The following is a 26,754-nucleotide window of genomic DNA, read 5'->3' on the forward strand; positions in this document are numbered from 1 at the left end:
GGGGCCGTGTGGGACGCACCGACAGCGTCCCGCACGGCCCCGGGCCCCGTTCGGCGGCCTCGTGCCGTTCAGCCGACCGCGGGCACCGGGCGGGCGGCGGCCCAGGCCTCCAGCAGATCAGCGGCTCGGACGGCACCGCCCGCCGTGCGCACGGCCTGCCGCATCCGGGCACGGGCGGCCGGCCCCTCGGGGTCGGTGAGCAGCTTGGTCACCGACTCCGCGAGGACCTGGGCGGTCAGTCCGGCCCTGGGCAGGCTGCGGCCCACTCTGCACTGCTCCAACCGTCCGGCGCTGAGAGCGAGTTCGTGGGCGCGGGGCACGGCCACCACGGGAGTGCCGTGGAACAGTGCCTCCATGAGGCTGCCCATCCCGGCGTGGCAGACGAACACGTCGGCATGCGGCAGCACGGCGGGATGCGGCAGCCAGGGGTGTGCCTCGACGTGGGTGGGCAGTGGTCCGAGGAGCGAGGGGTCGCTACCGCGGCCGAGTGTCATCACCACGTGCCAGTCGTCGGGGTCGAACGCCTCCGCGCACAGCCGGAAGAAGCCGCCTCGGTCCCCGGACTCCGTGCCCAGCGAGACGAGCGCGGTGCGGCGTCCGTCGGCGGGCGGGGACCACAGGTCCTGGGCGGGTTCGGTGAAGGTGGGGCCGACGAAGGCGAACCGTTCGTCGAAGCTGTCGCCCTCGATCTGGAAGGCGCGCGGCAGGAACACCAGGTTGCGCTCGTCCCACTCGGCGCCGTAGCGGCCCATCTCGTCCAGGCCGATGCCGTGCCGGCCCATGAACTCGATGATCGTCTCGGCGCCCTGGGTCATCAGTGGATGCCCGGGGTCCCACATCTGGGCGCGCAGCGAGAACGTCTCGTTGGCCGCGTGGCTCGGGCAGACCTGCACCGGTACGGCGCCGAGGACTCGGGCGGCGACCCGGCCGGCGGCGACCGTCTCGAAGTCGTAGAGCACGACGTCCGGCGGATCGGCGGCCAGGGCGTCCCGGGCGAGGGGGAACACGGTGCGGATGGTGTCGAGGAGGAGGTTGTAGCCGTCGTGGGCGAGCCGGTCGGGGCTCGGGTCGGCGGCGCGGTAGAAGTCGCCGCGCGCGGAGGCGTAGGTGACGGCGCGGGCGCCGCTCTCCTCGACCGCCGCGGCGAAGGTCTCGTCGACGACGTAGGTGACGCGGTGCCCCCGGGCGAGGAGTTCGCGGGTCACGCCCAGGGTGGGAGCGATGTGGCCGAAGTCCCCGAACAGCAGCATGGCGTAGTGCCAGGCGGGATCGGGCGTACTGGACGGCATCGGCTCTCCTGGGGTTCGGATGGGCGGGCGCCGCCCGCGGCTGCGGGAGTTCCCGGCGCGGCGCTGGTCAGCGGGCGGCCTCGCGGAGCGCCGCGTAGTGCGTCAGACAGTCCTCGTAGCCCGCCAGGAGTCCGGTTTCCCTGGCCTGGGCGACGGTCATCGCCGACGAGTCCTTCACCGACATCAGGGGCGTCTCCGTCAGGCCCCAGGGCAGGGCGAGCTCGGGGTCGAGGGGGTCGATGTCCACCTGGGTGCCGGGCACGAACTCGGTGGAGCACAGGTACGACACACAGGTGTCGTCGGTGAGGGCGAGGAAGCCGTGCACCAGGCCCTCGGCGACGAACAGCGCCTCGCCCGACTCCGCGGACATCCAGTTCGCCTCGTGCACGCCCCAGGTCGGGGATCCGACCCGCAGGTCCACGACGATGTCGAGGACGGCGCCGCGCACCACGCACACCACTTTGGCCTGGCCCGGCGGCAGGAGCGTGCCGTGCAGCCCGCGCAGGGTACGGCGGCGCGAGACCGAGTAGTTCACCTGCGCCACCGGCACGGGGCGGCCGATCTCCGCGGCCAGCCGGTCGTGCCGGAACGACTCGTAGAAGCTGCCTCGTTCGTCCCGGAACTGATGCGGCGTGATGTGGTAGGCGTCCGGCACAGCCATCTCTCGAACCTTCATGATGAGCACACCGTAGAGCGTCGTGATCGAGAACCGGTCGAGTTCCGGCGGTGGGCGGATGGAGTCGACGGAGCCTGGAGGAGTCCTCGATCCGCGGCTGCTTCAGTGGGCGGGTGAGGTCCGTGTGCCCGCGTCGCAAGGCCTGAGAGGCCGACGGATGTGCGGGCGAAGAGGCCGACGGACGTGCGGGCAGCGGGCCCGGAAGGAGCGGTGGCATGGCGGAGATCGGTGCGCTGGAACGGCCGGACGGCCCGGACACGGGGACCGGCCGGGTGGTACTCCTCGGAGCGACCGGCTTCGTGGGCCGCCACGTGGGGGCCGCGCTGGAGCGTGCCGGGCACGAGATTCTCGCCGTGGCCCGTCATCCGCGAAAGACACCCGCGTCCTGGCGCTTCCACCCCATGGACCTGGTCGCCGACGGGCCGCGGGCCCTGACCGAACTGATCGACGCGCAACGGCCGGTGGCCGTCGTCAACGCCGCCGGCGAGGTCTGGTCCCCCACCACCGACGGGATGCGCAGCAACAACCGGCTGCTGGTGGACAGGCTGCTCGCGGCTCTCGCCGTCGCCGGGCCCCGGCCACGGTTGGTACAGCTGGGTTCCGTGCACGAGTACACGCCGCAGCCCAACGGGGTGTGGCTCACCGAGTCCTCGCCGGAGGAACCGACGACGGACTACGGCCGCACGAAGCTGCAGGGCAGCCGCGCGGTGCTGCAGGCCGTCGAGAAGGGCACCGTGGACGCGGTGGTACTGCGGTTGTCGAACGTGATCGGCGCGGGAACCCCGCGCGGCAGCCTCCTCGGCCAGGTGGCCGCGCAGCTGCTCGACGACGCCGCGGACGGGCGGCCCGCGCAGGTGCGGGTGTCACCGCTGCGCAGCGTCCGCGACTTCGTGGACGCCCAGGATGTCTCGCGGGCCGTCGTGGCCGCGCTGCGCGTCCCCGGCGCCGAAGGGCACGTGCTGAACATCGCGAGCGGGGCCTCGCAGCACGTCCGGGACATGGTGGACCTGCTGATCACGCTCAGCGGGCGGCCGGCCCGGCTGGTGGAGGGTTCCGTCGCGGGGCCGCGGCCGCTGACGGACACGGACTGGATGGCCGTGGACGTGTCGGCCGCACGCACGGTGCTCGGCTGGGAGCCGCGGTGCACGCCCCGCGACATGGTGGCGGACCTGTGGCGGGCAGCCGTGGAGCACCACGGCTGATCCGCCGTCGGCCGACGGCGGACCTGAGGAGAACCTGCTGCCCCGGCGGGCGGACATCAGCCCGGCAGGAGGTCCAGGTCGGCCGTGCTGACGCGGTCGGTCAGCACGTGCTGACGCAGGTGCTGGAGACCGGGTGAGGGATCGAGGCCCAGTTCGTCCCGGAGCATCGCGCGCAACCTCTGGTACACGTCCAGCGCCTCGCTGCGCCTGCCACACCGTTCCAGGGCGATGATGAGGCTGCCCTGGAACCACTCGTGCAGCGGGTGGGCGCAGGCGAGTTCCTTGAGCTCACCGACGAGTTCACGGTGCCGGCCGAGGCGCAGGCCGACCTCGACGCGCAACTCCTCGGCCTGAAGGTGGAGTTCTTCGAGGCGCAGGACGTGTCCGTGCAGCGCCGGGCCCTGTGGGACGTCCGCGAAGGGCGGTCCGTCCCACAACAGCAGGGCCCGCTCGACCAGCGCGGCGGCGCCCGGCGGGTCGTCGGCGGCGAGTGCCGTCCGCGCCCGGCCGGTGAGCAGCGCGAACTCCTCCGCGTCGCACTCCCCGGGCCCGACCCGCAGCAGGTAGCCGTGGGCGTGGGTGACCAGCGGCCCCTCCTCGCCCGAGCCAAGTCCGTCGCCACCGTGCAGCGCCTTGCGCAGCTGGTAGGCGTAGGTCTGCACGGTCGCGGTGGCGCTGCGGGGCGGGCGGCCCGGCCAGAGTTCGGCCGTGAGGGCGGCGAGCGGTACGACGGTGTTGCGGCGAGCGAGCAGCAGGGCCAGCACCTGGCGCACCTTCGGCGCCGACGGGGTGACGTCGTGGCCGTCGGCCGATGCACGCACGGAGCCGAGGGTGCGCCAGGTCAGCACGGGGCGGTCCCGGTCCGCGGATCGGGACGGGCTGCGTCTGCCGGAACCTGCGGGTTGTCCCGGTACCAGGCGACGGTCTCGGCGAGGCCCTCGGCGAAGTCCTTCTGCGGTTTGTATCCGAGTTCGACGTGGGCCTTGCGCCAGTCCACGGAGTAACGGCGGTCGTGGCCCTTGCGGTCGATGACGTACTCCACCCTGTCCCAGCCGACGTCGCAGGCCTCGAGAAGGAGTTCGGTGAGGCTGCGGTTGTCGAGTTCGGTGCCGCCGCCGATGTTGTAGATCTCGCCGGACCTGCCGCCCGTGCGGACCAGTTCGACGGCGCGGACGTGGTCGTCGATGTGCAGCCAGTCGCGCACGTTCAGGCCGTCGCCGTAGAGGGGAACCCGGCCACCGGCGAGGAGCCGGGTGACGAACAGCGGGATGATCTTCTCCGGGAACTGGTGGTGCCCGTAGTTGTTGGAGCAGCGGGTGACGCGCACGTCCAGGCCGTGCGAGCGGTGGTAGGAGAGCGCGACCAGGTCGCTGGCCGCCTTGGACGCGGCGTACGGGGAGTTGGGGTGCAGGGGCTGTTCCTCGGAGCAGGAGCCCTCGGGGATGGAGCCGTAGACCTCGTCGGTGGAGATGTGCACGAACCGGTCGGTGCCGTGGCGCAGGGCGGCGTCCAGCAGGGTCTGGGTGCCGAGCACGTTGGTGCGCACGAACTCGGTGGCGCTGGCCAGGGACCGGTCCACGTGGGACTCGGCGGCGAAGTGCACCACCTGGTCGTGCTCGGCCATCAGGCTGTCGACGAGAGCGCTGTCGCAGATGTCGCCGACGACGAGCCGGTAGCGGTCGCTGTCCGCGACGGGGTCGAGGTTGGCGAGACTGGCGGCGTAGGTGAAGGAGTCGAGGACGGTGACGGTGACGTCGTCGGGGCCGAGGGGTCCGAGCAGGGTCCGGACGTAGTGGGAACCGATGAAGCCGGCACCGCCGGTCACCAGGATGCGCGTCTGACTCATCTGGGTGCGGCGCGTCTCAGGGTGTGCCGAGGGGGCGCCGTCCTCCTTCCTCAAGGTGGGCGAATGGGGGTCGGGCCGGCACCGGGGATTCAGCCGGCTGCGGTGAGGCGTTCCAGTTCCTGGACGAGGTCGTGTGGCGTGGGCATGGCGGCCGACTCGTCGCGCAGACGGCGTGCCTCGGCGGCGTAGGAGGGGTCCTCCAGGAGGCGCCGGGTGAGGTCCGCGACCCGGTCGGCGTCGGCGTCGGTGTGGTGCACGTGGAGTCCGGCCCCGCTGTCCTGCAGTGACCGGCCGCGCAGTTCCTGGTCGGCCACCAGGGTGGACAGGGCGAGCTGCGGCACTGCGTTGACCAGGGCGGTGGAGAAGGTGCCCCAGCCGCCGTGGTGGACGATGGCGGTGCAGCTGGGGAGCAGGGTGCTGAGGGCGAGACCGCTGACGGCCCGGACGTTGGGGGGCAGGTCGCCGAGTCTCTCGGCCTGTTCGGGCATGAGGGCGGCGACGATGTCGGCGTCGAGCCGGGACAGGGCGCGCAGGATGTCGGCCACGGCCACGTAGTCGCCGCCGTAGGCCTCGGTGTTGGTACGGCCCAGAGTGACGCACACCCGGGGCCGCTTGGGCTGCTCGCGCAGCCAGGGCCACTGCACGGACGCGCCGTTGTAGGGCACGTACCGCATGGAGAGCCGGCGCAGGTCGGAGGGAGGGCGCAGGCTCGGGGGCAGCGTGTCGATGGTGAACTGTCCGTTGAGGAGTTCCTCGTCGCAGCGCACGCCGTAGGCGCTTCCGCGTTCGTCGATCCAGTCGGCGAGCGGATCGGCGCGCTGGTCCTCGGGCATGTCCTCGGCGAGTTCGACGAACGTGGCGCGGGCCTGGCCGTAGACGTCGGCGCACCACAGCAGACGGGCGTGGGCGGCGCCGCAGGCGCGGGCGGCGATTCCGCCCGCGTAGGCGATGGGGTCGCGGACGACGAGGTCGGGCCGCCAGTCACGGGCGAGGCCGACGAGGTCGTCGAGGATCGGGTCGTTGTAGCGGGCGAACCCGTACGGGACGCTGATCCTGTAGCGGGCGAGCAGGCTCGCGTGGTCGACGTCGCCGTAGCCGAGACGGCTCCAGTTGGCGACGTCCGCGTCCTGCGAGTCGCGTGCGACGGCCATGTCGCGGTGCAGGTCGTGGTCGCTGCCGACCGGGGCGGCCACCAGTCCGGCGCCGGTGATGGCGTCGGTCAGGGACGGCGCGTTGGCCATCAGCACCTCGTGCCCGGCGGCCGTCAGAGCCCAGGCGAGCGGAACCATGGTGAAGACGTGCGACTTCTCCGGCAGGCCGGCGAACAGGACGCGCATCGGTTGATCTCCTCCTCAGGGGGCGGCCGGGACGGCGCTCAGGCCGGGGGCCTACGGTCCTCGCCCACGGAAAGGGCACTCATCGGGCAGGACTCGACGGCCTCCCGGACGGCGTCGAGCCCAGCGTCGTCCGGGCGCTCGACCAGCAGCAGCACCAGTCCGTCGTCGCGCTGGTCGAAGACCTCGGGGGCGATGAGGGCGCACTGACCGGCGCCGATGCACCTGTCGTGGTCGATCGCGATGTCCATGGGAGGCCTCCTGCGTGCGTGCCGGTCCGGTGGGATGCCGGGGCGAGCCCATCTTGCGGTGCGGGAGCGGGGGTTCGGCCGCCGGGAGACCGCTGTCTGGGATTTCCTCCAGAAATTCGGCAGCCGCGGCGCCGGGCCGTCGGTCGGCCGCGACGGCCGGTACTCGGTGAATCCCTAGATTGCGCGGCCTTCCCTGGTCCGCCGCGGGGCCGCCGTGCTGGAGTGACCGGCGGACGGAGGGCGACGGCGCGGCCGCAGTGGCACGGCGCCGTCCGGAACCGTCGTACGACATCTGCGAAAGGGGAATCCGGGTGGCGCAGCAAGGCACCTCGGACGTGCTCGACCCGACACCCGAGGCCGGTTCCTGGACCGAGCGTGAGCCGGCCGTGGCGCCGGACGGTGGCGCCACCCTGCTGGCGTGGGCGGCGCGGATGCGCGAGGAGCAGCCGGCGTGGCGGGACGGCGCCGGCAGGGTCCATGTCTTCCGGCACGCGGACGTGCAGCGGATCCTCGCCGATCCGGCGACGTTCTCCTCGGACACGGTGGGCAGGCTGTCGGGCGGCGAGAAGCAGGCCCCGCGCGGCACGCTGCTGCTTCTCGATCCGCCCCTGCACGGCAAGATGCGCCGTCTGGTGAGCCGGGCGTTCACCCCGGGGCTGATCGCCGGTCTCGAACCGTGGATCACCGATCTGACCGGTGAACTGCTGGACGCCGCTCCCGAGGGCGCCTTCGACCTGGTGGACACGCTCGCCAACCCGCTGCCGGTGACGGTCATCGCACGCATGCTGGGGGTGCCGGTCGAGGACCGGGACCGTTTCCAGGGCTGGGCGGACCAGCTGCTGTCCACCGATCCGGAGGATCCGGAGAGCGTGCGCCGGATGGAGGAGACCGCGGTCACCATCTCCGCCTACCTCCAGGGCTTCATCGAGGCCCGGCGCAAGGAGCCGGACGGGAACCTGCTGAGCACCCTGGTCGGCGCCGAGGTCGACGGTGAGCGGCTCGACGACGAGGACATCGCGAGCTTCGCGACGCTGCTGCTGCTGGCCGGGCACATCACCACGTCGGTGCTCCTGGGCAACGCGCTGATCTGTCTGGACCGGGATCCGGATCTGTTCGCGCGGGTGCGGGCGGACCGCTCGCTGGTGCCCGCGGTGATCGAGGAGGCCCTGCGTCTGCGCCCGCCGTTCACCCGGATCGAGCGGGTCACCACGGCCGGGACGAACATCGCCGGTCTGGACGTCGGCAAGGACTCCCTGCTGTACCTGTGGCTACTCTCGGCCAACCGCGACGAGCAGGTCTTCGAGGACGCGGACGAGTTCCGCCCCCACCGCGCCAACGCCCGCCAGGCCGCGTTCGGGCACGGCATCCACTACTGCATCGGGGCCCCGCTGGCCCGGCTGGAGGGCCGGATCGCGCTGGAGGCCCTGCTGGACCGGTACGCCCGCATCCGTGTGGACCCGGAGGCGCGGCTGGCCTGGCACGGCACCAACGTCTTCGGCGCACGGCATCTGCCGCTGCTCGTGGAACGCACCTGAGGCGTCCGCGGACGTCCTCCCTTCCCGTGCGGCGCCCGCGGACGCCGTCCCCTCCCGTACTCGACTCCCGCTTCGCGCCTCCCTATGGAGTGACCTCATGAAGACCAGGCCCGAGCCTCCCGTGATTCCCTCGGAGCGGGGGAAGTGCCCGTTCGACCCCCCTGCCGAGTACGCCCGGTTGCGCGCCGAGCAGCCGGTCAGTCCCGTCACGTTCCAGGTGGCGCCGAAGGACACCTCCGGCTGGCTGGTGACGCGGCACGACCTGGTCCGGCAGATCCTCGCCGACGACCGGTTCAGCCACCGCAACGAACTGCTCGCGCATGTGGTCGCGCCGCCGTTCCCGATGACCGAGTACGCGCCGCAGCCCTCGCCCCCCGGGTCGTTCGCGAAGATGGACGCCCCGGACCACACCAAATACCGGCGGCTGCTGGCGGGTCACTTCACACTGCGGCGCATCCAGCAGTACGAGCCCCACCTGAAGCGCATCGTCGACGAGACACTGGAGGAGATGGCGGCCGCGGGCTCACCCGCCGATCTTCTGGGCGACTTCGCGGAGAAGGTCAGCCTGCGGTCGGTGTGCTCGCTGATGGGCGTCTCTCCGGAGCTGATGGACGGCATCCAGGAGCACTTCTCGGCACTGATGACGCTCACCTACACGCTGGAGGAGTTCATCCATCACCTGGAGTCGATGGACGGGCTCATCCGGCCGATGGTGAGGGAGCGGATGGCCCAACAGGGCGAGGACTTCTTCGGGCGGCTGGCGGCGACCGGCGAGCTGACCGAGGACGAACTGGTCAACCTGGGGGTTCTCACCCTGGGCGGCTCGCTCGACACCACGCCGAACATGCTGTCGCTGAGCACCTTCGCGCTGCTGGAGCACCCGGACCAGCTGACGCTGCTGCGCGAGCGGCCGGAGCTGTACGAGACGGGTGCGGTGGACGAGCTGCTGCGCTATCTGACGATCTCCCAGATGGGGTCGAGCCGGTGTGCGCTGGAGGACGTGGAGATCGGCGGCACCACGATCAAGGCGGGCCAGACCGTGGTGCTGTCCCTGCCCGCCGCCAACCGTGACCCGGAGGTCTTCAACGCCCCGGACGAGTTGGACGTCACCCGTGTCCCCCGCAAGCACCTGGCGCTGGGCTTCGGCGCCCACCAGTGCCTGGGCCAGCATCTGGCCCGGGCCAGTCTGCGCATCGGGCTGCGCGCCCTCTTCGAGCGGTTCCCGACGCTGCGGCTGGCGACGCCGGCCGAGGAGGTGCCGCTGCGCGACCGCGCCGTGCACTACGGCGTCGACAGGCTGCCGGTGGCCTGGGACTGAGGCGGCCGGGAAGAGAGCACCGCGTCACACGCGGAGCGGAGGGCCTCACGTCGGTGCGGCCCTGCGCCGGCAGCCCGCCGCGGCGCGAGCGACAGGGCTGCCCCCCATGGAGGCAGCACGGAGGAATTGTGGAGAGTTCAAGTACCTCTCATTTATCGGAACTAGGAGATCTGCCAGGCCTGTATAGGCAAAGATGACCTTGGCCGGACAGTATCCGGCCGGACACCGCCCGTGGCCTCCATGGACGGTGTCCGAGTTTTGGGCGCAGATGTCCCGGTGGCGTCGGCGGCACTCCGGGAGAGAGGGACACGCTGATGACCACTGCGTGCGCGAGCGGTTCTCCTGAGGCACGGCCGCACGGATCCCGCCCGAAGCCGGTGGAGCGCGAGCGCGAGCTCGCTGTCCTCGGTGAGCTCGCCCGGCGAACCGCGGCGGGCGCCCCCGCCCTGGTGATCCTGGAAGGCCCGGACGGCATCGGCAAGACGACTCTGCTGTGCGCGCTGGCAGCGCAGGCCCGCTCCCTGGATCTGCGCGTCGTGCGGACCCGGGCCGGGCGGGAGGGGCATCGCCTGCCCCTGAGCACCGCGCTCGCCCTGCTCGCCGAGCTGCATGAGGGTGGACCCGACGGGTTGCCCGTGGCTCCTCGGCCCGGCATACCGAGTGGTTGGGACATCGAGACCGGCCCGCCCGGGCCGGCGTGGTACGACCTGGATGCGGGCAACCCTTCCTTCAGCGTCCTGGCCGAACTGCACGGGTGTGTCCGGTCCGCAGCCGCTCGCGGACCGTCGCTGATCATCGTCGACGACGCGGACGACGCCGACCAGGCGTCGCTGCGGTTCCTCGCGCACACCGCCCGACGGCTGGCCGGACTGCCGGTGTTCCTGGTGCTCGCCCGGCGCGGCGGAACCGACGTCCCGGCACTCGACGAGGTGGCCGCGTCCCCGCTGTGCCAGGTCCTGCGGCTCCGCCCGCTCACCCGCGACGGTGTCGGTCTGCTCACCCGTCGGCTCATCGGGGCGGAGACGGGCCCCGAGTTCCAGAACGCGTGTCTGGCCGCCACCAACGGAAACCCGCTGACGGTGACGCAGTTCCTCATGGAGCTGCGGGACGAGGAACTCCCGCTCACCACCGACCATTTAACGCCGATGGGCGAGCAGGACGTTCCCGCCGTCCGGCTGCGGGTGACAAGGATGCTGCGTCGGCAGCCGGAGGCGACCGTCCAGGGAGCGCGGGCACTGGCCGTGCTCGGCGACGGCGCCTCCCTGGAGACATGCGCACGGCTGGCCCATCTGGACAACTCCGTCTTCGACCGCTCCCTGCTCGTCCTGATCTCCCTCGGGCTGATCAGTGCGGCCGACAGCACGAACTGGTACTTCGCCCACGCCCTCATACGCAACGCGGTGCTCGCCGACATGTCGGACGAGGAACGCGCCGCATCGCACGGCCGGGCCGCCCGGCTGCTGCACGACGGCGGGGAGAGCGCCGCGGACGTGGCCGAGCATCTGTGCCGGGCCCCGGCGGCAGCGGCCCAGCCGTGGGCGCGGGTCGTGCTGCGGGAGGCGGCTCGGGAGGCGATGCTCCACCTCTCGGCGGAGCGAGCGGTGGAGCTGCTGCGGGCGTGCGTGCCGGAGGGCACCGAGAGTGACTGCGACCCGAGCCTGCTGACCGAACTGGGCCTGGCGGAGACATGGGTGGACCCGGAGGCAAGCATCCGCCACCTGACGTCGGCGCTGGAGCGGGCCCCCTACTCCGATCTGCGGCTGCGGACGCTCAGCCCGCTCACGGGGACGCTGACCCGGCAGGGACAGGTGGCCCGCGCGCTGGATCTGCTCGCCCAGTACCGTTCCGACGCGGCGGCGTCCCTGTCCGCCGCCAGTGCCCCTCATCTGCTGGAGGCCCAGGTGCTGCTGGCGGCCACCGCCAACCGGGCCTCCATCGCCGAGCTGCTCGGCACCGCGTCGTTCGACCTCTCGCTGCCCGGCGAAACGCCCGACGAGCGCGCCCTCCTCGCGGCCCGCGCCCTCATCTCGGTGACACGTGCGAACCGTGTCGGGGAGGCGCTCGCCGCGGCCCGCACGGTGTGCCGCCACGGCACACCGGCCACGGACTCCCCCGGCCACCTCGCCTGCGCCGCCTCCGTGCTCCTCTACGCGGATCGGCCGCATGAGGCCGAGCTCGTCTGCCGGCAACTGATCGAGGCCACCGACGCGCCGCTCGACCGTACCTGTCCCGATCTGCTCGCGCTCAGCGCGGACGCCCACCTCCGGCTCGGCTCTCTCGACGCGGTACTGCGCACCACCGCCGGTGCCCTCGCGAACGCCACGGTCGAGCGCGGCAGCCCACAACGGGCGCTTTCACTGGCCGTCCGATTGCACGCCCTTGTCGACGTCGGGGGTCCGGCGGAGTTCGCCTCCCTGGAAGCGGAGTTGCACGACCCGCTTCGGGACTCCTGGCAGTGGAACGAACTCCTCTGCGCCCGGGGCCGACTGCACCTGGTGCGCCAGGAACCGAAGCAGGCCCTGGAGGATCTCCTGGAGTGCGGACGCAGGCAGACGGCGTGGCAGCGCACCAACCCGGCCGTCTCGTCGTGGTGGTACTGGGCCGGGCACGCTCATCTGGCTGTGGGCGACAGTCGCGCGGCCCTCGCACTGGCCGAGGAAGCCGTCGCCACGGCCCGGTCCGCGGACCTGCCGTGCGTCCTCGGGGCGGGGCTCGGTCTGTGGGCGGCGGCGGTGGGCGAGGACGAGCGGCCGCCCCTGCTGGAGGAAGCGGAGCAGGTACTCATGGGCACCCGGGCGGCGCTGCTGCGGGCGCGGGTACGGGTCGCCCGGGGGGTGGAACTCCACCGGCTCGGATACCGGAAGGCCGCCCGCGAAGTAGCGCGCCAGGGCTGGGAGGAGTCGTACGCCATCGGCGCCCGGTCCCTGCACGCCGACGCCCACCGCGCCCTGCTCGCCACCGGCGCTCGGCCGCGCCAGCCGGTCTCCCGTGGGCTGGACGCGCTGACACAGAGCGAGTCACAGGTGGCCCGCCTTGCGGCGGACGGCAGGTCCAACGCGTGGATCGCGGAGAAACTGTTCGTGACGCAGCGGACGGTCGAGGCCCATCTCACCTCGGCGTACCGCAAGCTGGGTCTGTCGGGGAGGCGGGAACTGCGCACCGCCCTGGAGATGTCGGAAATGGACGGGGCAGCCGCCCACGAGCTATAGCGCCATTCAGGCCGAGAAACCTGGAGGTCATCCCGTTGTCCGCGCCTCGGCCGTCCAGTATCCGTTCCGGCCGCTGTCGCCTTTTCGTCAGGCGGTGGGCTATCAGATGAATTGATGTCGGCCCACGGGATCGCCGCGCCACCGCGGCCCGAAACGATTCAACCCCCCAGCTCATTGCGGGGGGTCTACGCGCGATGCATTGGCCCATTCCTCGGCATTCTCTAGGCATGCGAGAGGGAAGACCCCAGGATACAAAAACGAACCTACCACCTTCCCGGCCGGCCGCGCACATCGATCGACTTTCAGACTTTCACCCCCCAAATTGACACACAGGGGTACTTTCGAATCACGATTGACCGGCTGTTCGTTTTCCCTTGCTGACACCCCCCTCTCCATGGTCTGCTGATGCTCAAGATTTCAAGGACAAGTGGGTCACCTCCCCGGGACAATTCCGGATTTCTTCTGCATGGGCGATTCCGAGGAGCAGTACGATGCTTTGGGAACGCGAGTCGGAGCTGGCACAGGCCACCGAGGCTCTCCGCCGGGCCAGGAGCGGGCGGGGTTCACTCCTGGTCGTCCGCGGCCCTCTGGGCGTGGGCAGATCGTCGTTTCTGGAGGCCCTGGCGGCGCTCGCGGGTGAGCAGGGGGCACTGCTGCTCAGGGCCCAGGCCTCGGAGGCCGAGGAAGACTTCGGGCTCGGGGTGGTCCGGCAGCTGGTGGACTCGGCGCTGGGACCGGGCGACGGCAGCAACCGCTGGCTGCGGGACGCGGCCGCCTCATTGCCCGAGGGCGCGTCGTCCTCGATCCCGTCCGGCCTGTCGGCGGACTCCGACCGTAAGCTCTCGGCGGTTCCCTCGTGTTCCGCACCGTGCCGGCGGCATGCTCCCCGGTGGCTGGCGGCGTTGCTGGACTCGATGTCCGCGGACCGGCCGGTGGTGCTCATGGTGGACGACCTCCAGTGGGCGGACACGGAGTCGCTCCAGGCACTGGCCGTGTCCCTGGCGCGGCGCCGGCAGCAGCGGATCCTCTTCGTCTTCTCCGTGCTGCCGGGCGACGTGGGTGGCACCCGGCAGCACGTCCGACAACTGCTCACGCCCGCCAAGGACTCTCCCGCGTCCGCGGGCGAGGCCGCCGACCGGACGGTGGAGCTGTCGGCGCTCGGCCGCGACAGCGTGCGCCCGCTGGTGGAGGAGAGCTTCGGGGACTCGGCAGACGCGGCCTTCGTCGAGACGGTGGCCACGCGTTCCGGCGGCAGTCCCCTGTTACTGCGGGCGTTGCTGGACGAGGCGCAGTACCTGGGGCTGCGTCCCGCCTCGACGCACGCCGCCATCGTCGCCGCCCTGCGCCCAGAACGCATACGACAGCGCCTGGCCGCGTTCCTGCGGTCGCAGCCGGACCACGTACGGCGGGCGGCGTACGCGCTGACCGTGCTCGGCGCAGTCGCGGACTCGCGGTTCGTGGCATGCCTCGCCGCACTCGACGAGGCACAGGAGGCGGAGGCGATCGACGTGTTACGGCTCGCCGGTCTCGTGGATCCGCACTCCTGCAGACTCACCTCGGGGACCGTACTGCGGGACCTGCTCGAAGAGCACATGCCGCCCCAGAAACGCACGGCGATGCGCAAGGTGGCTGCCGAACTGCTGCACCGTACCGGCCATCCTGCCGAACTCGCCGCGGAGCAGTTCATGGCGGCGAGCACCCTGCGGGGCCAACGGGCGGTGCGGATCCTGCGGACCGCCGCGGACAGCGCCCTGCGTCGCGGCTCGCCGCGGGACTCGGCCCGATATCTGCGACGTGCTCTGCTGGACGGCTCGCTCGCCGCGCGCGACCGAGCCCGGCTGCTCGTCGACCTGGCGACAGCCGAACGCGCTTTCGCCACCGCCGCCTCGGTGCGGCACGTCGTGGAGGCCGTACCCCTGCTCGAATCGGTTGTGGAACGTGCTGACGCGGTGGCACGGCTGGGACCGCTGCAGATGGATCCGCCGACCTTCCGTATCGACGACGTCCGGGCCGAGGTCGCCGGCACACTGCGCCGCGGCCACAGCGACGACTGGGTGGAGCAGGAACTGATGCTGCGCCTGGAGGCGCACGAGCACATCCTCTCGGCGCAGGACCCCGCGCACATCAAGCGGGCGCTGCGCAGGTTCCGCGACCTCGGACCCTCTCCCCGGCTCGGTACCAGAGGAGAAAGAGAGCTGGTCACCTCCCTGATGTACGTAGCCTTCCTCGCCAACGCCGCCCCCGCCGACCAGTTGGCGGGCCTTGCCGCCCGGCTCCTGGAACAGGAACCGCCCGCACCCGAGCACGTCCACTCCACCATCCCGCTGGCCGTGACCGTTCTGGCCGCGGCCGGGCGGACGGAGGGCACGGCCGACTGGCTGCACGAGGCGTACCGGCTGGCTCAGCGCCGGGGCGGTGACGTCGAGCAGGCCGTCATCCGGTGCGAACAGGCCGTGGTCGCGCTGGCCGACGGGCATCCGGCCGACGCCGGGGACAAGGTGCTGCGGGCCGACGCCCTCGTGGGGCCCGAGAGCAGTGGTCTGCCCAGCATGTGCGTGGGGGCTCTCGCGAGGGTCGCGCTCGCCACCGGCCAGCCGGAGCTGGCGAAGGGGCTCCTGACACATCACCGGCTGGACGCCGAGAACCAGTATCTGACGGCGCTGCTACACATGGCCCGCGGGTCCCTGGCCGCCCGGCGCAACGAGCCCCGCGGCGCGCTCTACCACTACCGGATGGCGGGCCTGCACACGGAGCAGATCGGCTGGAGCAACCCGATCGTCCTGCCGTGGCCGTCCAGCACAGCCCTCATGCACCACCGGCTGGGCGAACATGACGAAGCCCTGGCCGTGGCCCGGACGGACGTGGACAGGTCCCGCGTCTGGGGGGCGCCCGCCGGCGTCGGCCGCTCTCTCGTGGTCCTGGGCAGGATCACCGTCGGCCAGGAGAGCACCGAGTGTCTCGAAGAGGCCGTCGCGGTCCTGGAGAAGGGCAGCAACGGCTACGAGCTGTGTCGTGCGCTGTACGCGCTGGGAACCCATGAGGAAACGGGTCGCACCAGGCGGACCGCCGCCCTGAAACGGGCACAGGAGCTGGCCACCGAATACGGAGTCCACAGTCTCGCGAAGAGCATTCGCGAGCAGTTGACGGGCGGCCGCTCGAAGGTCACCGAACAGGCGGGGCATCGGCTCACCCCGTCCGAACGGAAGGTCGCGGAGCTGGCCGCGGCCGGCCTCAGCAACTCCGAGATCTCCAGCCGGCTGGGCACGTCGTCACGCATGGTGGAGAAACATCTGACCCGATCGTATCGGAAGCTTGATATTTCGGGACGCTCCGACCTCATTAAGGCACTTGAGGCCCTCGGGGACGACCAGCCGTCGTGAACCCGCTCACAACGGGCAGCAGCGATAGACGCCAACCGTGGCCGAATATCAACCCGCCCACCGCACCACCGAACCACCGAACCACAATGTTTTGCAGCCACGCAAAAGTTTGCTTGACCCTCCGCAGACGCATTCTTAGGCTCGACACAGTTGATCAGGTGCGATCACGATCGTCCCAGGTGGGTCAGATCTCGATCCAGCACTGACCATCTCCGCTCAGATCCCTCGGGGCGAACCCCCCACATCGGAATGCAGAAAGACGGTGCGGCGCATTGAGCACGCGAATAGAAGGCACCTCGCACAACAGAGACAGAACGGCAGAACCGCAACATGGCCTAGCCCCCAACCGGCCTCCGCACGATGTGCGCCCACGCGGAGAGGACGGCCGCCGCGTATACACGGCACAGATCGATACCGCTATGCACATCGTGGCAGCGGAGCCCGCCTTTTCCCGCCAGTTCGGCCGCAGCTCGGCCGACACCTGTGGACGGAGTCTCTACGAGCTGCTGCACCCCAGCTCTCCCTCGCTGCTCACCCGGCACTTCAACCGCCTCTCGGAGGGACGCTCCAACCGCTTCGCCGAGCGTATGGTCGGCATGGGCTGTTCGGGCCGGGCCTTCTCCGGCGAGCTGACCGGCATCGCCGTGCAGAACACGACGGGGCACCTCGCGGGGATCGTCGTGCAGGTGCGGCCCGACGAGGGCACGACGGGCAGCGAGCCCGAGGCCGTCGTCGGCTCCCGGGAGGCACTGCTCAGCAAGCTGGACGCGCGGGTCCTTGAAGGGGTCGCCAGCGGCGCCTCCACGGTTCAGCTCGCCGCCCGGCTCTACCTCAGCCGGCAAGGTGTCGAGTACCACGTCGGCCTCATGCTGCGGAAGCTCAAGGCGCCGAACCGGGCCGCGCTCGTGGCGCGCGCCCACTCCATGGGCATGCTGACGGTAGGCCAGTGGCCGCCGCGGGTGCTGCCGGAATTCATCAAGTAGGCGACGCCCCGCCGCGCGAGGAACACGCGCAACTCGCCCCCGCCGACACACTCCCGGTGGCGGCAGCAGGTCCGCCGTGGCATCCGACCACATCTTCTTTCAGCGGCCGCACCTCTTCCGGTGCGGCCGCTGACTCGTATCACCAGGCCCTTCGGCCGCCAATGCCGGGAAACCCGCCGCTCACGGCTTCCCGGCGTCGGCTCGCGCCACTACTGCTCCAGCTCGCGGCTGATGAGGTCGAACAGTTCCTCGTCACTGGCGTCGTCCAACCGGGCGCCGAGAGCCGGACCACCCGCGTCGTCACCGTCGACGGCGCCGGTGTCCTCCATCTCGCTGAGGAAAGCCCTGAGCCGGGTCCCCAACAAGGTCCGTACGTCCTGGTCCGGATCCGTCTTCATGATGCGGGCGATGCTGCTCTCCACCTCGGCGAGCATGGCCGTGACGGAGCCGCCCTCTCCCGCCAGCGCGCCGTCGAGATACCGGGAGAGCACGGCCGGGGTCGGATGGTCGAACACCAGCGTCGCGGGCAGCCGTAGACCGGTGTCAGCGAGGAGGGAGTTGCGCAGTTCCACTGCCGTGAGCGAGTCGAACCCCATGTCGCGGAAGGCGCGGTCGGGGGCGACGGCGGTGGTCTCGGCATGCCCGAGGGCTCTGGCCGCGGCCCTTCGCACGTGGTCCAGGAGCGCGGTGGTGCGCCCCTGGGGCGACAGAGTGGCGAGGTGCTCGACGAGGGCGGGAAGCACGCCGCCGGAACCGTGCGCCTCATGCGACGTGCCGGTGCCCGGCCTGTCGAGCGCGGCCAGCGCTTGCGCCGCCTGGGGGAGGCTGGTCAGCAGGGGGCTGGGACGACGACCGGTGAACGCGGGAACGAACCGCTCCCACTCCACATCAGCCACCACCACCGCACCACCACCACCCTCCAACACACTCCCCAACCCCACCAGAGCACACCCCGGATCCATCACCCTCAACCCACGACGCCCCAACTCCACCGCACCCACATCCGACACCATCCCCCCACCCGACCACGGCCCCCACCCCACCGAAGCCCCCACCAACCCACGACCACACCGAGCCTCCACCACCGCATCAGCCCACGCATTCGCCGCCGCATACGCCCCCTGCCCCCCACTCCCCCACACACCCGCAACAGAAGAAAACACCACAAACGCATCCAGATCCCAGCCCCGCGTCAACTCATCCAGATACACCGCACCCCACCCCTTCGCACCCAACACGCGATCCACATCGTCGGGGGTCGTGGCGTCGATCGGGTCGACGTCGAGGACGCCGGCCGCGTGCGCGATCCCGTCGACAGGGTGCGCGTCGAGCAGTGCGGCGACCTGGAGCCTGTCGGCGACGTCGCACGCGACGACCTCCACCCGCTCCGCGCCCGCCGCCCGTAGCCGGGCGACCGTGTCGGCCACACCGGGGGCGTCTGGGCCGCTCCGGCTCGTCAGCACGAGCTGCGTGGTACCGCGCCCGGCGAACCATTCGGCGACGCGTACCCCGAGCGCACCGGTGCCACCGGTGACCAGGAGCCGCTGCGGGATCCTGCGGTCCGCGTCCCGGGCGGCGGTAGGAGCCGAGGCGGGCAACGGGGCCGGGCGGAGACGGCGGGCGTACGTCGCCGCGCCGCGCACGGACACCTGGTCCTCGCCCGCGTGGGACAACACCGAAGCCAGGGAGCCGAGTTCATCCGGATCCGGATGCGGCGGCACATCGACCAGACCGCCCCAGCGGTCGGGGCACTCCAGCGCCGCCACCCGGCCGAACCCCCAGACGGCGGCCTGCGCCGGTTCGTCGGGCGCGCGGCCGGGCCCGAACCCCGCATGCGTGACGACCCACAGCGGTGCGGCTGCCCCGGCGTCGCCGAGCGCCTGGACCAGCGCCATCACGTTCTCCACAGCGCGGCCCGCCTCCGACACGGGCCGGCCGTCCCCGAGCGGGGGCAGGGACAGGCAGGAGAGCATGCCGGCCGGCTCCTCACCTTCGACGGCCTGCTCCAGGAGACGGGCGAGCCCCTTACGGTCCAAGGCGTCGCAGGTCAGCCGCTCCAGCCCCGGAATGAACTGCTCAAGCCCCGCGAGTGGCACGTCATCGGGCATCTGTAGGAGCAACCACCGTCCGGTGACGGGCTTTTCGTCCGGCACAGCCACCGGTTCCCAGTCGACGCGATAGCACCAGCCCTCGACCTCGGCGCGTTCCAGCTGCTCGCGGCGCAATGCCGTCAGCGCGGGAAGAACGGCGTTCATCGCCTCCTGCGAAACCCCGAGCGTGTCCGCCAGCTCCGACGCTCCCTCCTCGACGACCGCCCAGAAGGAGGCATCGGCCTCGGAGAGCGACGGGTACGCCGACGCCGCGCCCTGCGCGGTGACCGTCGGCCAGTAGCGTTGGCGTTGGAACGGGTAGGTGGGCAGGTCCACCGCCGGGGCACCGTCGCCGCTGCCCAGCAGGACACTCCAGTCGACCTCTCCACCGTCGACATGGAAGCGGGCCATCGCCCGCAGCACGGCCATGTGCTCGGAGACATCCTTGCGGAGCAGCGGTGCGAAGAGCGCGTCGTCGACGTCACCGAGCACGGTTCGCGCGAGGGCGGTGAGAGTGCCGTCCGGGCCGATCTCCAGGAACCGCGTCACCCCCTCGGCCGCCAGAGCACTCACACCATCAGCGAAGCGGACCGCCTGACGGACATGACGCACCCAGTACTCCGCCGACCCCAACTCCCCCTCAGCGGCCAGGCATCCCGTCACGTTCGACACAACTGGGATGACGGGTGTTCCGTAGGTGATCCTGTCCGCGACCTCACGGAACGCGCCGAGCATCGGCTCCATCAACGGGGAGTGGAACGCGTGCGAGACCCGGAGGCGGGAGGTACGCCGGCCCTGCGACTTCAGTACCTCGGCGACCTCGCTCACGGCGGCCTCGACACCGGCGATCACCACCGACCGCGGACCGTTCACCGCCGCGACCGACACCAACGCCGCATCCAGCAAAGGCAGGACCTCGTCCTCGGCGGCCTCCACCGCCACCATCGCCCCACCGGAGGGCAGCTCCTGCATCAGCCGGCCACGCGCCACCACCAGAGCGCACGCATCCTCCAGCGACAACACCCCCGCCACATGCGCCGCAGCAATCTCACCGACCGAATGACCGATGACAAAGTCCGCACGCACCCCGAACGACTCCACCAACCGGAACAGAGCCACCTCGACCGCGAACAACGCCGGCTGCGTCCACTCCGTACGACCCAACCGCCCGGCGTCCTCGTCGAAGACGACATCCCGCAACCCGGATCCGACATGCGCACACACCGCGTCGAAAGCATCCGCGAAAACGGGGAACGCCTCATACAACTCCCGCCCCATCCCCGCACGCTGCGCACCCTGACCCGAGAACAAGAACGCCGTCCGGCCGCCCTCCCGGGTAACGCCCGTGACCGTGCGCAGGCCGGTCTCGCCCAGGTGCAGGGTTTGCAGCTCCTCGACGAACTCCTCCCGTGTGGCAGCGAGTACGACGGCTCGCTGCTCGAACGAGGTACGGGTGGACGCGAGTGCACGGGCCAGTCCCACGGGAGCAGAGTCGTGCCGCTCCCCCAGTACGGTGAGCAGCCGTCCAGCCTGAGCCCGCTGGGCCTCGGCGCTCCGGGCGCTCACAAGCCAGGGCAGCACGGCTCCGTCATCTGTCCCGGACTTTTCGGGAGCCGGATCCGCAGGCGCCTCTTCGAGGATGACGTGGGCATTGGTACCACTCAGACCGAACGACGACACCCCCGCACGACGCGCACGCTCCACCGACTCCGGCCACTGACGCGCCTGGGTGAGCAACTCCACTCCGCCTGGCAACCAGTCGACCTGCGACGACGGCTCATCCACATGCAACGTCGCCGGCACCACCCCATGCCGCAACGCCAGCACCATCTTGATCACACCGGCCACACCCGCGGCCGCCTGCGTATGACCCACATTCGACTTCACCGACCCCAGCCACAACGGCCGACCCCCGGCCCGCTCCCGGCCGTACGTGGCCAGCAACGCCTGCGCCTCGATCGGATCACCCAACCGCGTCCCCGTACCGTGCGCCTCCACCACATCCACCTCGGACGCCGACACACCCGCACCCGCCAACGCAGCACGAATCACCCGCTGCTGAGCCGGACCGTTCGGCGCACTCAAACCGTTCGACGCACCATCCTGATTGACCGCCGAACCACGCACCACCGCAAGAACCCGATGACCATTGCGGCGCGCATCCGACAACCGCTCCACCAGCAGCACACCCGCACCCTCACCCCACCCCGTACCATCCGCCGCATCAGCGAACGCCTTACACCGGCCATCACCCGCCAGACCCCCCTGACGCGCGAACTCCACGAACGCACCCGGCGTCGACATCACCGTCACACCACCGGCCAACGCCAGATCGCACTCCCCCGAGCGAAGCGACTGTGCGGCCAGATGCAACGCCACCAGCGAAGAGGAGCAGGCCGTGTCGACCGTCACCGCGGGACCCTCCAGCCCCAGGACGTACGACACCCGCCCCGACACCACACTCGCCGCATTGCCGGTGCCCACATAACCGCCGAAGTCACCTTCCGACACACTCAACAACGCCGGATAGTCCTGACCGTTCGTCCCCGCGAACACACCCACCCGCGAACCACGCAACGACCGCGGATCAACACCCGCCCGCTCCACCGCCTCCCAACACACCTCCAACAACAACCGCTGCTGCGGATCCATCGCCAACGCCTCCCGCGGCGACACCCCGAAGAACTCCGCATCAAAACCACCGACACCGGACAAGAAGCCACCACGACGGACGAAGTCCGTGGTTCCGCCGTCGCCCTGTGCGTAGCGGTCGTAAACGGACTCGATGGCGGCCCAGCCTCGGTCGGTGGGGAAGTCGGCGATGCCGTCCCGGCCGTCCACCAGCATGTCCCACAGATCCTCCGGGGACTCCACACCACCCGGGAAACGACACGCCATACCGACGATCGCCACCGGCTCGTCCAGTACCGCCACGGCCGCCACATCCGACACCGCAGGAGCGGCACCGTCCGCACCGAACAACTCCCCGTACAAGAACTCCGCCAGCGCCCGCGGAGTCGGATGATCGAACACCACCGTCGCAGGAAGAGCCACGCCCACAACAGCTGCCAGGACGTTGCGCAGCTCCACCGCGATCAACGAATCCACACCCAGATCACGGAACGCCCGCTCAGCGCCCACCTGCCCCGGACCCGTGTGCCCCAGCATCATCGCCGCGAGCTTCTGCACTTCGTCGAGTACGAGGCGTTGCCCGGCCTCGCGCGACAGGCCCGCGGCACGGGAGCGCAGGTCGTCTCCGGCCGTACCGCTGTGCGCGCTGCCACCAGGTGCGGGGCCGACGGCCGGAGGCGGGGCCATGGGGGTGAGGAGGGCGCTGGGGCGAGTCGTGGTGAACGCGGGGATGAAACGGTTCCAGTCGGCGTCCACGACCAGTTGGGTGGTGATGTCGCCGTCGAGAACCGCGCCCAGCGCGGACAGGGCGAACCCCGGGGCGAGCGCGGTCACGGCACCCTGGCCACGACGTCGGCCACCGGAATCGGCGGCCATGCCGTCGCCCGCCCACGGGCCCCACGCGATCGACGTGGCCGGCAGACCCTCGCCCCGGCGCCGCTCGGCGAGGGCGTCGAGGACGGCGTTGGCGGCGGCGTAGGCGCCCTGTCCCGGGCTGCCCAGCGTTCCGGCCAGGGAGGAGAACAGGACGAACGCCGAGAGGTCGCGGTCCCGGGTCAGCTCGTCCAGCAGAAGGGCCGCCGTGGCCTTGGGGCCCATGACCCGCTCGACACGACCGGCATCCGTCGTGAGCAGCGTGCCGTCGTCCAGAACACCGGCTGTATGGAACACCGCGTCGACAGGATGCTCGGACAGGAGCGCGGCGAGGTCGTCGCGTTCGGAGACGTCCAGGGCTGCCAGCGTGACCTGGGCCCCCGCCTCCTGCAGTTCCGCGCGCAGTTCGGCCACGCCGGGGGCCGCTTCGCCACTGCGGCTCACCAGGAGCAGGTCGCGGGCGCCGCGCGCCACCGCCCAACGGGCCACGTGTGCGCCAAGAGCGCCGGTTCCGCCGGTGATCAGCACCGTACCGCGAGGCTCCCAGCCATCGGCCGTGAGCTGCGGCAGTGGCGCGGCCTGGGACAGTCGGCGGCCGAAGATGCCATGAGTCCGGATGGCCAGTTGGTCCTCATCCGGCCCGAGGCGGGTCAGTGCGAGGGCGAGACGTGCGCTCACGCGGTCGTCCACCTGGTCGGGCAGATCGATCAACCCGCCCCAGGTATCCGGGTGTTCCAGAGCCGCGACGCGGCCCAGTCCCCATACGGCGCTGTGCGAGGTGCGGGTGACGCGATCAGGACTTCCGACGGCGACGGCCCCGTGGGTGACGACCCAAAGTCGTGTACCGAGAGGCTCTGACTCGGCAAGCGCGCGGAGCGCGGCAAGTGTCCCCACGACCGGATCGGCGGACGCGTCGAAGCTCAGCAACGACAGGATCCCGTCCGGCGCCCGTGTGCCGTCCGCGGCGCCGGTCTCGCCAAGCGCGAGTCTGAGTCCCTCCCGGTCCGCGAGATCCGTCTCGACGACGTGCGGGGTGAGTCCCTGTCTGTGGAGGCCCGCGACGAGGCTGTTCACCCTGCCGCGCGAGGCGACGTCCAGGTCGGCCGGTACCAGGACGGTCCAGTTCCCGGTGCGGGAGGACCCGGCGGCAGGGGGGATCTCGTCGTCCCTGGTCAGAGGCTTCCAGGACACCGCGTATCGCAGCGCGTCGACCGTGGCCCGGTCCTGTCGCTGCCTGTACCACTTCGAGAGGGCCGGAACCACCGGGCCGAGGAGGTCCGGTGCGAGGTCGAGATCCGCCGCCAGCGCAGGTAGATCCTCGCACTCGACAGCGGCCCAGAATGCGTCGTCGATCACCGCGGAGGCGTGCACGGGTACGGCCGGGACGCCGGGCGCCGGCTGGTTCGGGGCGAGCCAGTAGCGTTGGCGTTGGAACGGGTAGGTGGGCAGGTCCACCGCCGGGGCACCGTCGCCGCTGCCCAGCAGGACACTCCAGTCGACCTCTCCACCGTCGACATGGAAGCGGGCCATCGCCCGCAGCACGGCCATGTGCTCGGAGACATCCTTGCGGAGCAACGGGACGAAGAGCGCGTCGTCGACGTCACCGAGCACGGTTCGCGCGAGGGCGGTGAGAGTGCCGTCCGGGCCGATCTCCAGGAACCGCGTCACCCCCTCGGCCGCCAGAGCACTCACACCATCAGCGAAGCGGACCGCCTGACGGACATGACGCACCCAGTACTCCGCCGACCCCAACTCCCCCTCGACAGCCAAGCGTCCGGTCACATTAGACACGACGGGGATGACGGGTGCTCCATAGGTGATCCGCTCCGCCACCTCACGGAACGCGCCGAGCATCGGCTCCATCAACGGCGAATGGAACGCGTGCGACACCCGGAGGCGGGACGTCCGCCGACCCTGCGCCTTCAGTACCTCGGCGACCGCGCTCACAGCAGCCTCGACACCAGCTATCACCACCGACCGCGGACCGTTCACCGCCGCGACCGACACCAACGCCGCATCCAGCAAAGGCAGGACCTCGTCCTCGGCGGCCTCCACCGCCACCATCGCCCCACCGGAGGGCAGCTCCTGCATCAACCGGCCACGCGCCACCACCAGAGCGCACGCATCCTCCAGCGACAACACCCCCGCCACATGCGCCGCAGCGATCTCACCGACCGAATGACCGATGACAAAGTCCGCACGCACCCCGAACGACTCCACCAGGCGGAACAGAGCCACCTCAACCGCGAACAACGCCGGCTGCGTCCACTCCGTACGACCCAACAACCCCGCGTCCCCGCCGAAGACGACATCCCGCAACCCGGATCCGACATGCGCACACACCGCATCGAAAGCATCCGCGAAGACAGGGAACGCCTCATACAACTCCCGCCCCATCCCCGCACGCTGCGCACCCTGACCCGAGAACAAGAACGCTTGTCGTGACTCTCCGCGGTCCTGGCCGACCATGGTGTCTGCCGAGGTGACGCTGTCGGCGAGACCGTTCAATGCTTCGGTGAGGCGAGTGGGATCGTCAGTGACAACGACCGCCCGATGCTCGAAGTGTGTGCGTGTCGTCGCGAGGGCGAGACCGGTCCGGCTCGGGGCGGCCTCGGGGTGTCGGTCGGCGAAGGCCGCAAGGGCGCGGGCCTGGGCACGCAGGGCGTCCTCGGTGCGGCCGGACAACTGCCATACGAGGGGTGTGGAGTCCGCGGGGGCGGCCAGAGGCTCACCCGGTGATTCCGGAAGGGGGGATTGTTCCAGGATCACGTGGGCGTTGGTGCCGCTGACCCCGAAGGCCGAGACACCGGCCATGCGCGGACGGCCGGTGTCGGGCCATGGCTGCTGTTCGGTCGGCAGTCGTACCGAGCCCGACGCCCAGTCGACCTGCGACGACGGCTCATCCACATGCAATGTCGCCGGCACCACCCCATGCCGCAACGCCAGCACCATCTTGATCACACCGGCCACACCCGCAGCCGCCTGCGTATGACCCAGATTCGACTTCACCGACCCCAGCCACAACGGCCGCCCCCCGGACCGGTCTTGGCCGTACGTGGCCAGCAACGCCTGCGCCTCGATCGGATCACCCAGCCTGGTACCGGTGCCGTGCGCCTCCACCACATCCACCTCGGACGCAGCAACCCCCGCACCCGCCAACGCAGCACGAATCACCCGCTGCTGAGCCGGACCGTTCGGCGCCGTCAGCCCGTTGGACGCACCATCCTGATTGACCGCCGAACCACGCACCACCGCAAGAACCCGATGACCATTGCGGCGCGCATCCGACAACCGCTCCACCAGCAGCACACCCGCACCCTCACCCCACCCCGTACCATCCGCCGCATCAGCGAACGCCTTACACCGGCCATCACCCGCCAGACCCCCCTGACGCGCGAACTCGGTGAAGACGTCCGGGGTGGACATGACCGTCACACCACCGGCGAGGGCGAGGTCGCACTCTCCGGCTCGCAGGGCCTGTACGGCCAGATGCAGGGCCACCAGCGAAGACGAGCAGGCGGTGTCGACCGTCACCGCGGGACCCTCCAGTCCCAGGACGTACGACACCCGCCCCGACACCACACTCGCCGCGTTGCCGGTGAGCAGGTGGCCCCCGATGCCTTCGGGCAGGTCGTCGCCGGAGACGGCTCCGTAGTTCTGGTTGCTGCAGCCGACGTACACGCCGGTGCGGCTGCCGCGCACGGAGGTGGGAGCCAGGCCCGCGTGTTCCAGGGCCTCCCAGGACGTTTCCAGGATCAGGCGCTGTTGGGGGTCCATCGCCAGCGCCTCACGCGGCGACACCCCGAAGAAGCCCGCGTCGAAATCGGCGGCCGTGGTGACGAATCCGCCCTGGTGTGTGGTGGCCGTGGACGCGTCACCGGTCGTGTCCCAGCCTCGATCCGCAGGGAAGGGCGTGACGGCGTCGGCGCCGGCCGCGACCAGCTCCCACAGCTGTTCCGGGGTGGTGACGTCGCCGGGAAAGCGACAGGCCATGCCGATGATGGCAATCGGTTCGGTCGCCGTCCGCACGAGTTCGTCGTTGTGCCGGCGCAGGCGCTCGTTCTCGGTCAGGGACGCGCGTAGCGCGGCGACGACACGCTCTTCGGAGGTGGACATGCTCAGCTCCACTGGTTCGTG

12 protein-coding genes and 1 pseudogene are annotated in these 26,754 nt (G+C 70.9%); 6 read left to right on the forward strand and 7 right to left on the reverse strand.

What is annotated here, in order from left to right; genetic code table 11:
• Positions 1–68: 68 nt before the first annotated feature.
• A complete protein-coding gene (locus OG858_RS05945) occupies positions 69–1,289 on the reverse strand; it encodes a macrolide family glycosyltransferase (protein ID WP_319065047.1) in 1,221 nt (406 codons plus the stop codon).
• Positions 1,290–1,356: 67 nt separating this feature from the next.
• Positions 1,357–1,965, reverse strand: coding sequence for a dTDP-4-dehydrorhamnose 3,5-epimerase family protein (locus tag OG858_RS05950; protein WP_218779640.1), 609 nt, complete (start codon positions 1,963–1,965; stop codon positions 1,357–1,359).
• A gap of 215 nt (positions 1,966–2,180) precedes the next feature.
• Here OG858_RS05950 and OG858_RS05955 point away from each other — a divergent pair, with 215 nt between their 5' ends.
• Positions 2,181–3,167, forward strand: a complete 987-nt coding sequence (locus OG858_RS05955) for an NAD-dependent epimerase/dehydratase family protein (RefSeq protein WP_086750235.1) — start codon at positions 2,181–2,183, stop codon at positions 3,165–3,167.
• Positions 3,168–3,223: 56 nt separating this feature from the next.
• Here OG858_RS05955 and OG858_RS05960 read toward each other — a convergent pair whose 3' ends face one another.
• The 4 genes from OG858_RS05960 to OG858_RS05975 all read right to left on the reverse strand — a co-directional run bounded on the left by OG858_RS05960 (position 3,224) and on the right by OG858_RS05975 (position 6,598).
• The gene (locus OG858_RS05960) at positions 3,224–3,988 is read right to left on the reverse strand and encodes an AfsR/SARP family transcriptional regulator (RefSeq protein WP_143677336.1); all 765 of its coding nucleotides are present in this window, start codon (positions 3,986–3,988) and stop codon (positions 3,224–3,226) included.
• A gap of 20 nt (positions 3,989–4,008) precedes the next feature.
• A complete protein-coding gene (gene rfbB, locus OG858_RS05965) occupies positions 4,009–5,013 on the reverse strand; it encodes a dTDP-glucose 4,6-dehydratase (protein ID WP_086750233.1) in 1,005 nt (334 codons plus the stop codon).
• A gap of 89 nt (positions 5,014–5,102) precedes the next feature.
• On the reverse strand, positions 5,103–6,350 hold the full coding sequence (locus OG858_RS05970; protein WP_086750232.1) for an activator-dependent family glycosyltransferase: 1,248 nt from the start codon (positions 6,348–6,350) through the stop codon (positions 5,103–5,105).
• Between the two features lie 38 nt (positions 6,351–6,388).
• The gene (locus OG858_RS05975; protein WP_319065046.1) at positions 6,389–6,598 is read right to left on the reverse strand and encodes a ferredoxin; all 210 of its coding nucleotides are present in this window, start codon (positions 6,596–6,598) and stop codon (positions 6,389–6,391) included.
• 311 nt (positions 6,599–6,909) lie between these two features.
• Between OG858_RS05975 and OG858_RS05980 the strand changes: the two genes are divergently transcribed.
• From OG858_RS05980 to OG858_RS06000, 5 genes are all read left to right on the forward strand, one after another.
• On the forward strand, positions 6,910–8,133 hold the full coding sequence (locus OG858_RS05980) for a cytochrome P450 (protein ID WP_256961093.1): 1,224 nt from the start codon (positions 6,910–6,912) through the stop codon (positions 8,131–8,133).
• A gap of 97 nt (positions 8,134–8,230) precedes the next feature.
• Positions 8,231–9,451, forward strand: coding sequence for a cytochrome P450 (locus OG858_RS05985; protein WP_086753684.1), 1,221 nt, complete (start codon positions 8,231–8,233; stop codon positions 9,449–9,451).
• 314 nt (positions 9,452–9,765) lie between these two features.
• A complete protein-coding gene (locus tag OG858_RS05990; protein WP_319065045.1) occupies positions 9,766–12,660 on the forward strand; it encodes an ATP-binding protein in 2,895 nt (964 codons plus the stop codon).
• Positions 12,661–13,151: 491 nt separating this feature from the next.
• The gene (locus OG858_RS05995) at positions 13,152–16,040 is read left to right on the forward strand and encodes a helix-turn-helix transcriptional regulator (protein ID WP_086753937.1); all 2,889 of its coding nucleotides are present in this window, start codon (positions 13,152–13,154) and stop codon (positions 16,038–16,040) included.
• 419 nt (positions 16,041–16,459) lie between these two features.
• A complete protein-coding gene (locus tag OG858_RS06000; RefSeq protein WP_086753939.1) occupies positions 16,460–17,023 on the forward strand; it encodes a helix-turn-helix transcriptional regulator in 564 nt (187 codons plus the stop codon).
• A 209-nt stretch (positions 17,024–17,232) separates the two neighbouring features.
• Here OG858_RS06000 and OG858_RS06005 read toward each other — a convergent pair.
• Positions 17,233–26,700: pseudogene (locus tag OG858_RS06005) on the reverse strand (type I polyketide synthase); the annotation flags it as partial.
• Between the last annotated feature and the right edge of the window lie 54 nt (positions 26,701–26,754).

This window comes from Streptomyces europaeiscabiei (assembly GCF_036346855.1).
Classification (GTDB): domain Bacteria; phylum Actinomycetota; class Actinomycetes; order Streptomycetales; family Streptomycetaceae; genus Streptomyces; species Streptomyces europaeiscabiei.

Coding starts and splice junctions, on each gene's coding strand:
- OG858_RS05975 (WP_319065046.1), bottom strand. CDS start 6,598: ATGGACATCGCGATCGACCACGACAGGTGCATCGGCGCCGGTCAGTGC.
- OG858_RS05985 (WP_086753684.1), top strand. CDS start 8,231: ATGAAGACCAGGCCCGAGCCTCCCGTGATTCCCTCGGAGCGGGGGAAG.
- OG858_RS05990 (WP_319065045.1), top strand. CDS start 9,766: ATGACCACTGCGTGCGCGAGCGGTTCTCCTGAGGCACGGCCGCACGGA.
- rfbB (WP_086750233.1), bottom strand. CDS start 5,013: ATGAGTCAGACGCGCATCCTGGTGACCGGCGGTGCCGGCTTCATCGGT.
- OG858_RS05950 (WP_218779640.1), bottom strand. CDS start 1,965: ATGAAGGTTCGAGAGATGGCTGTGCCGGACGCCTACCACATCACGCCG.
- OG858_RS05995 (WP_086753937.1), top strand. CDS start 13,152: ATGCTTTGGGAACGCGAGTCGGAGCTGGCACAGGCCACCGAGGCTCTC.
- OG858_RS05970 (WP_086750232.1), bottom strand. CDS start 6,350: ATGCGCGTCCTGTTCGCCGGCCTGCCGGAGAAGTCGCACGTCTTCACC.
- OG858_RS06000 (WP_086753939.1), top strand. CDS start 16,460: ATGCACATCGTGGCAGCGGAGCCCGCCTTTTCCCGCCAGTTCGGCCGC.
- OG858_RS05955 (WP_086750235.1), top strand. CDS start 2,181: ATGGCGGAGATCGGTGCGCTGGAACGGCCGGACGGCCCGGACACGGGG.
- OG858_RS05945 (WP_319065047.1), bottom strand. CDS start 1,289: ATGCCGTCCAGTACGCCCGATCCCGCCTGGCACTACGCCATGCTGCTG.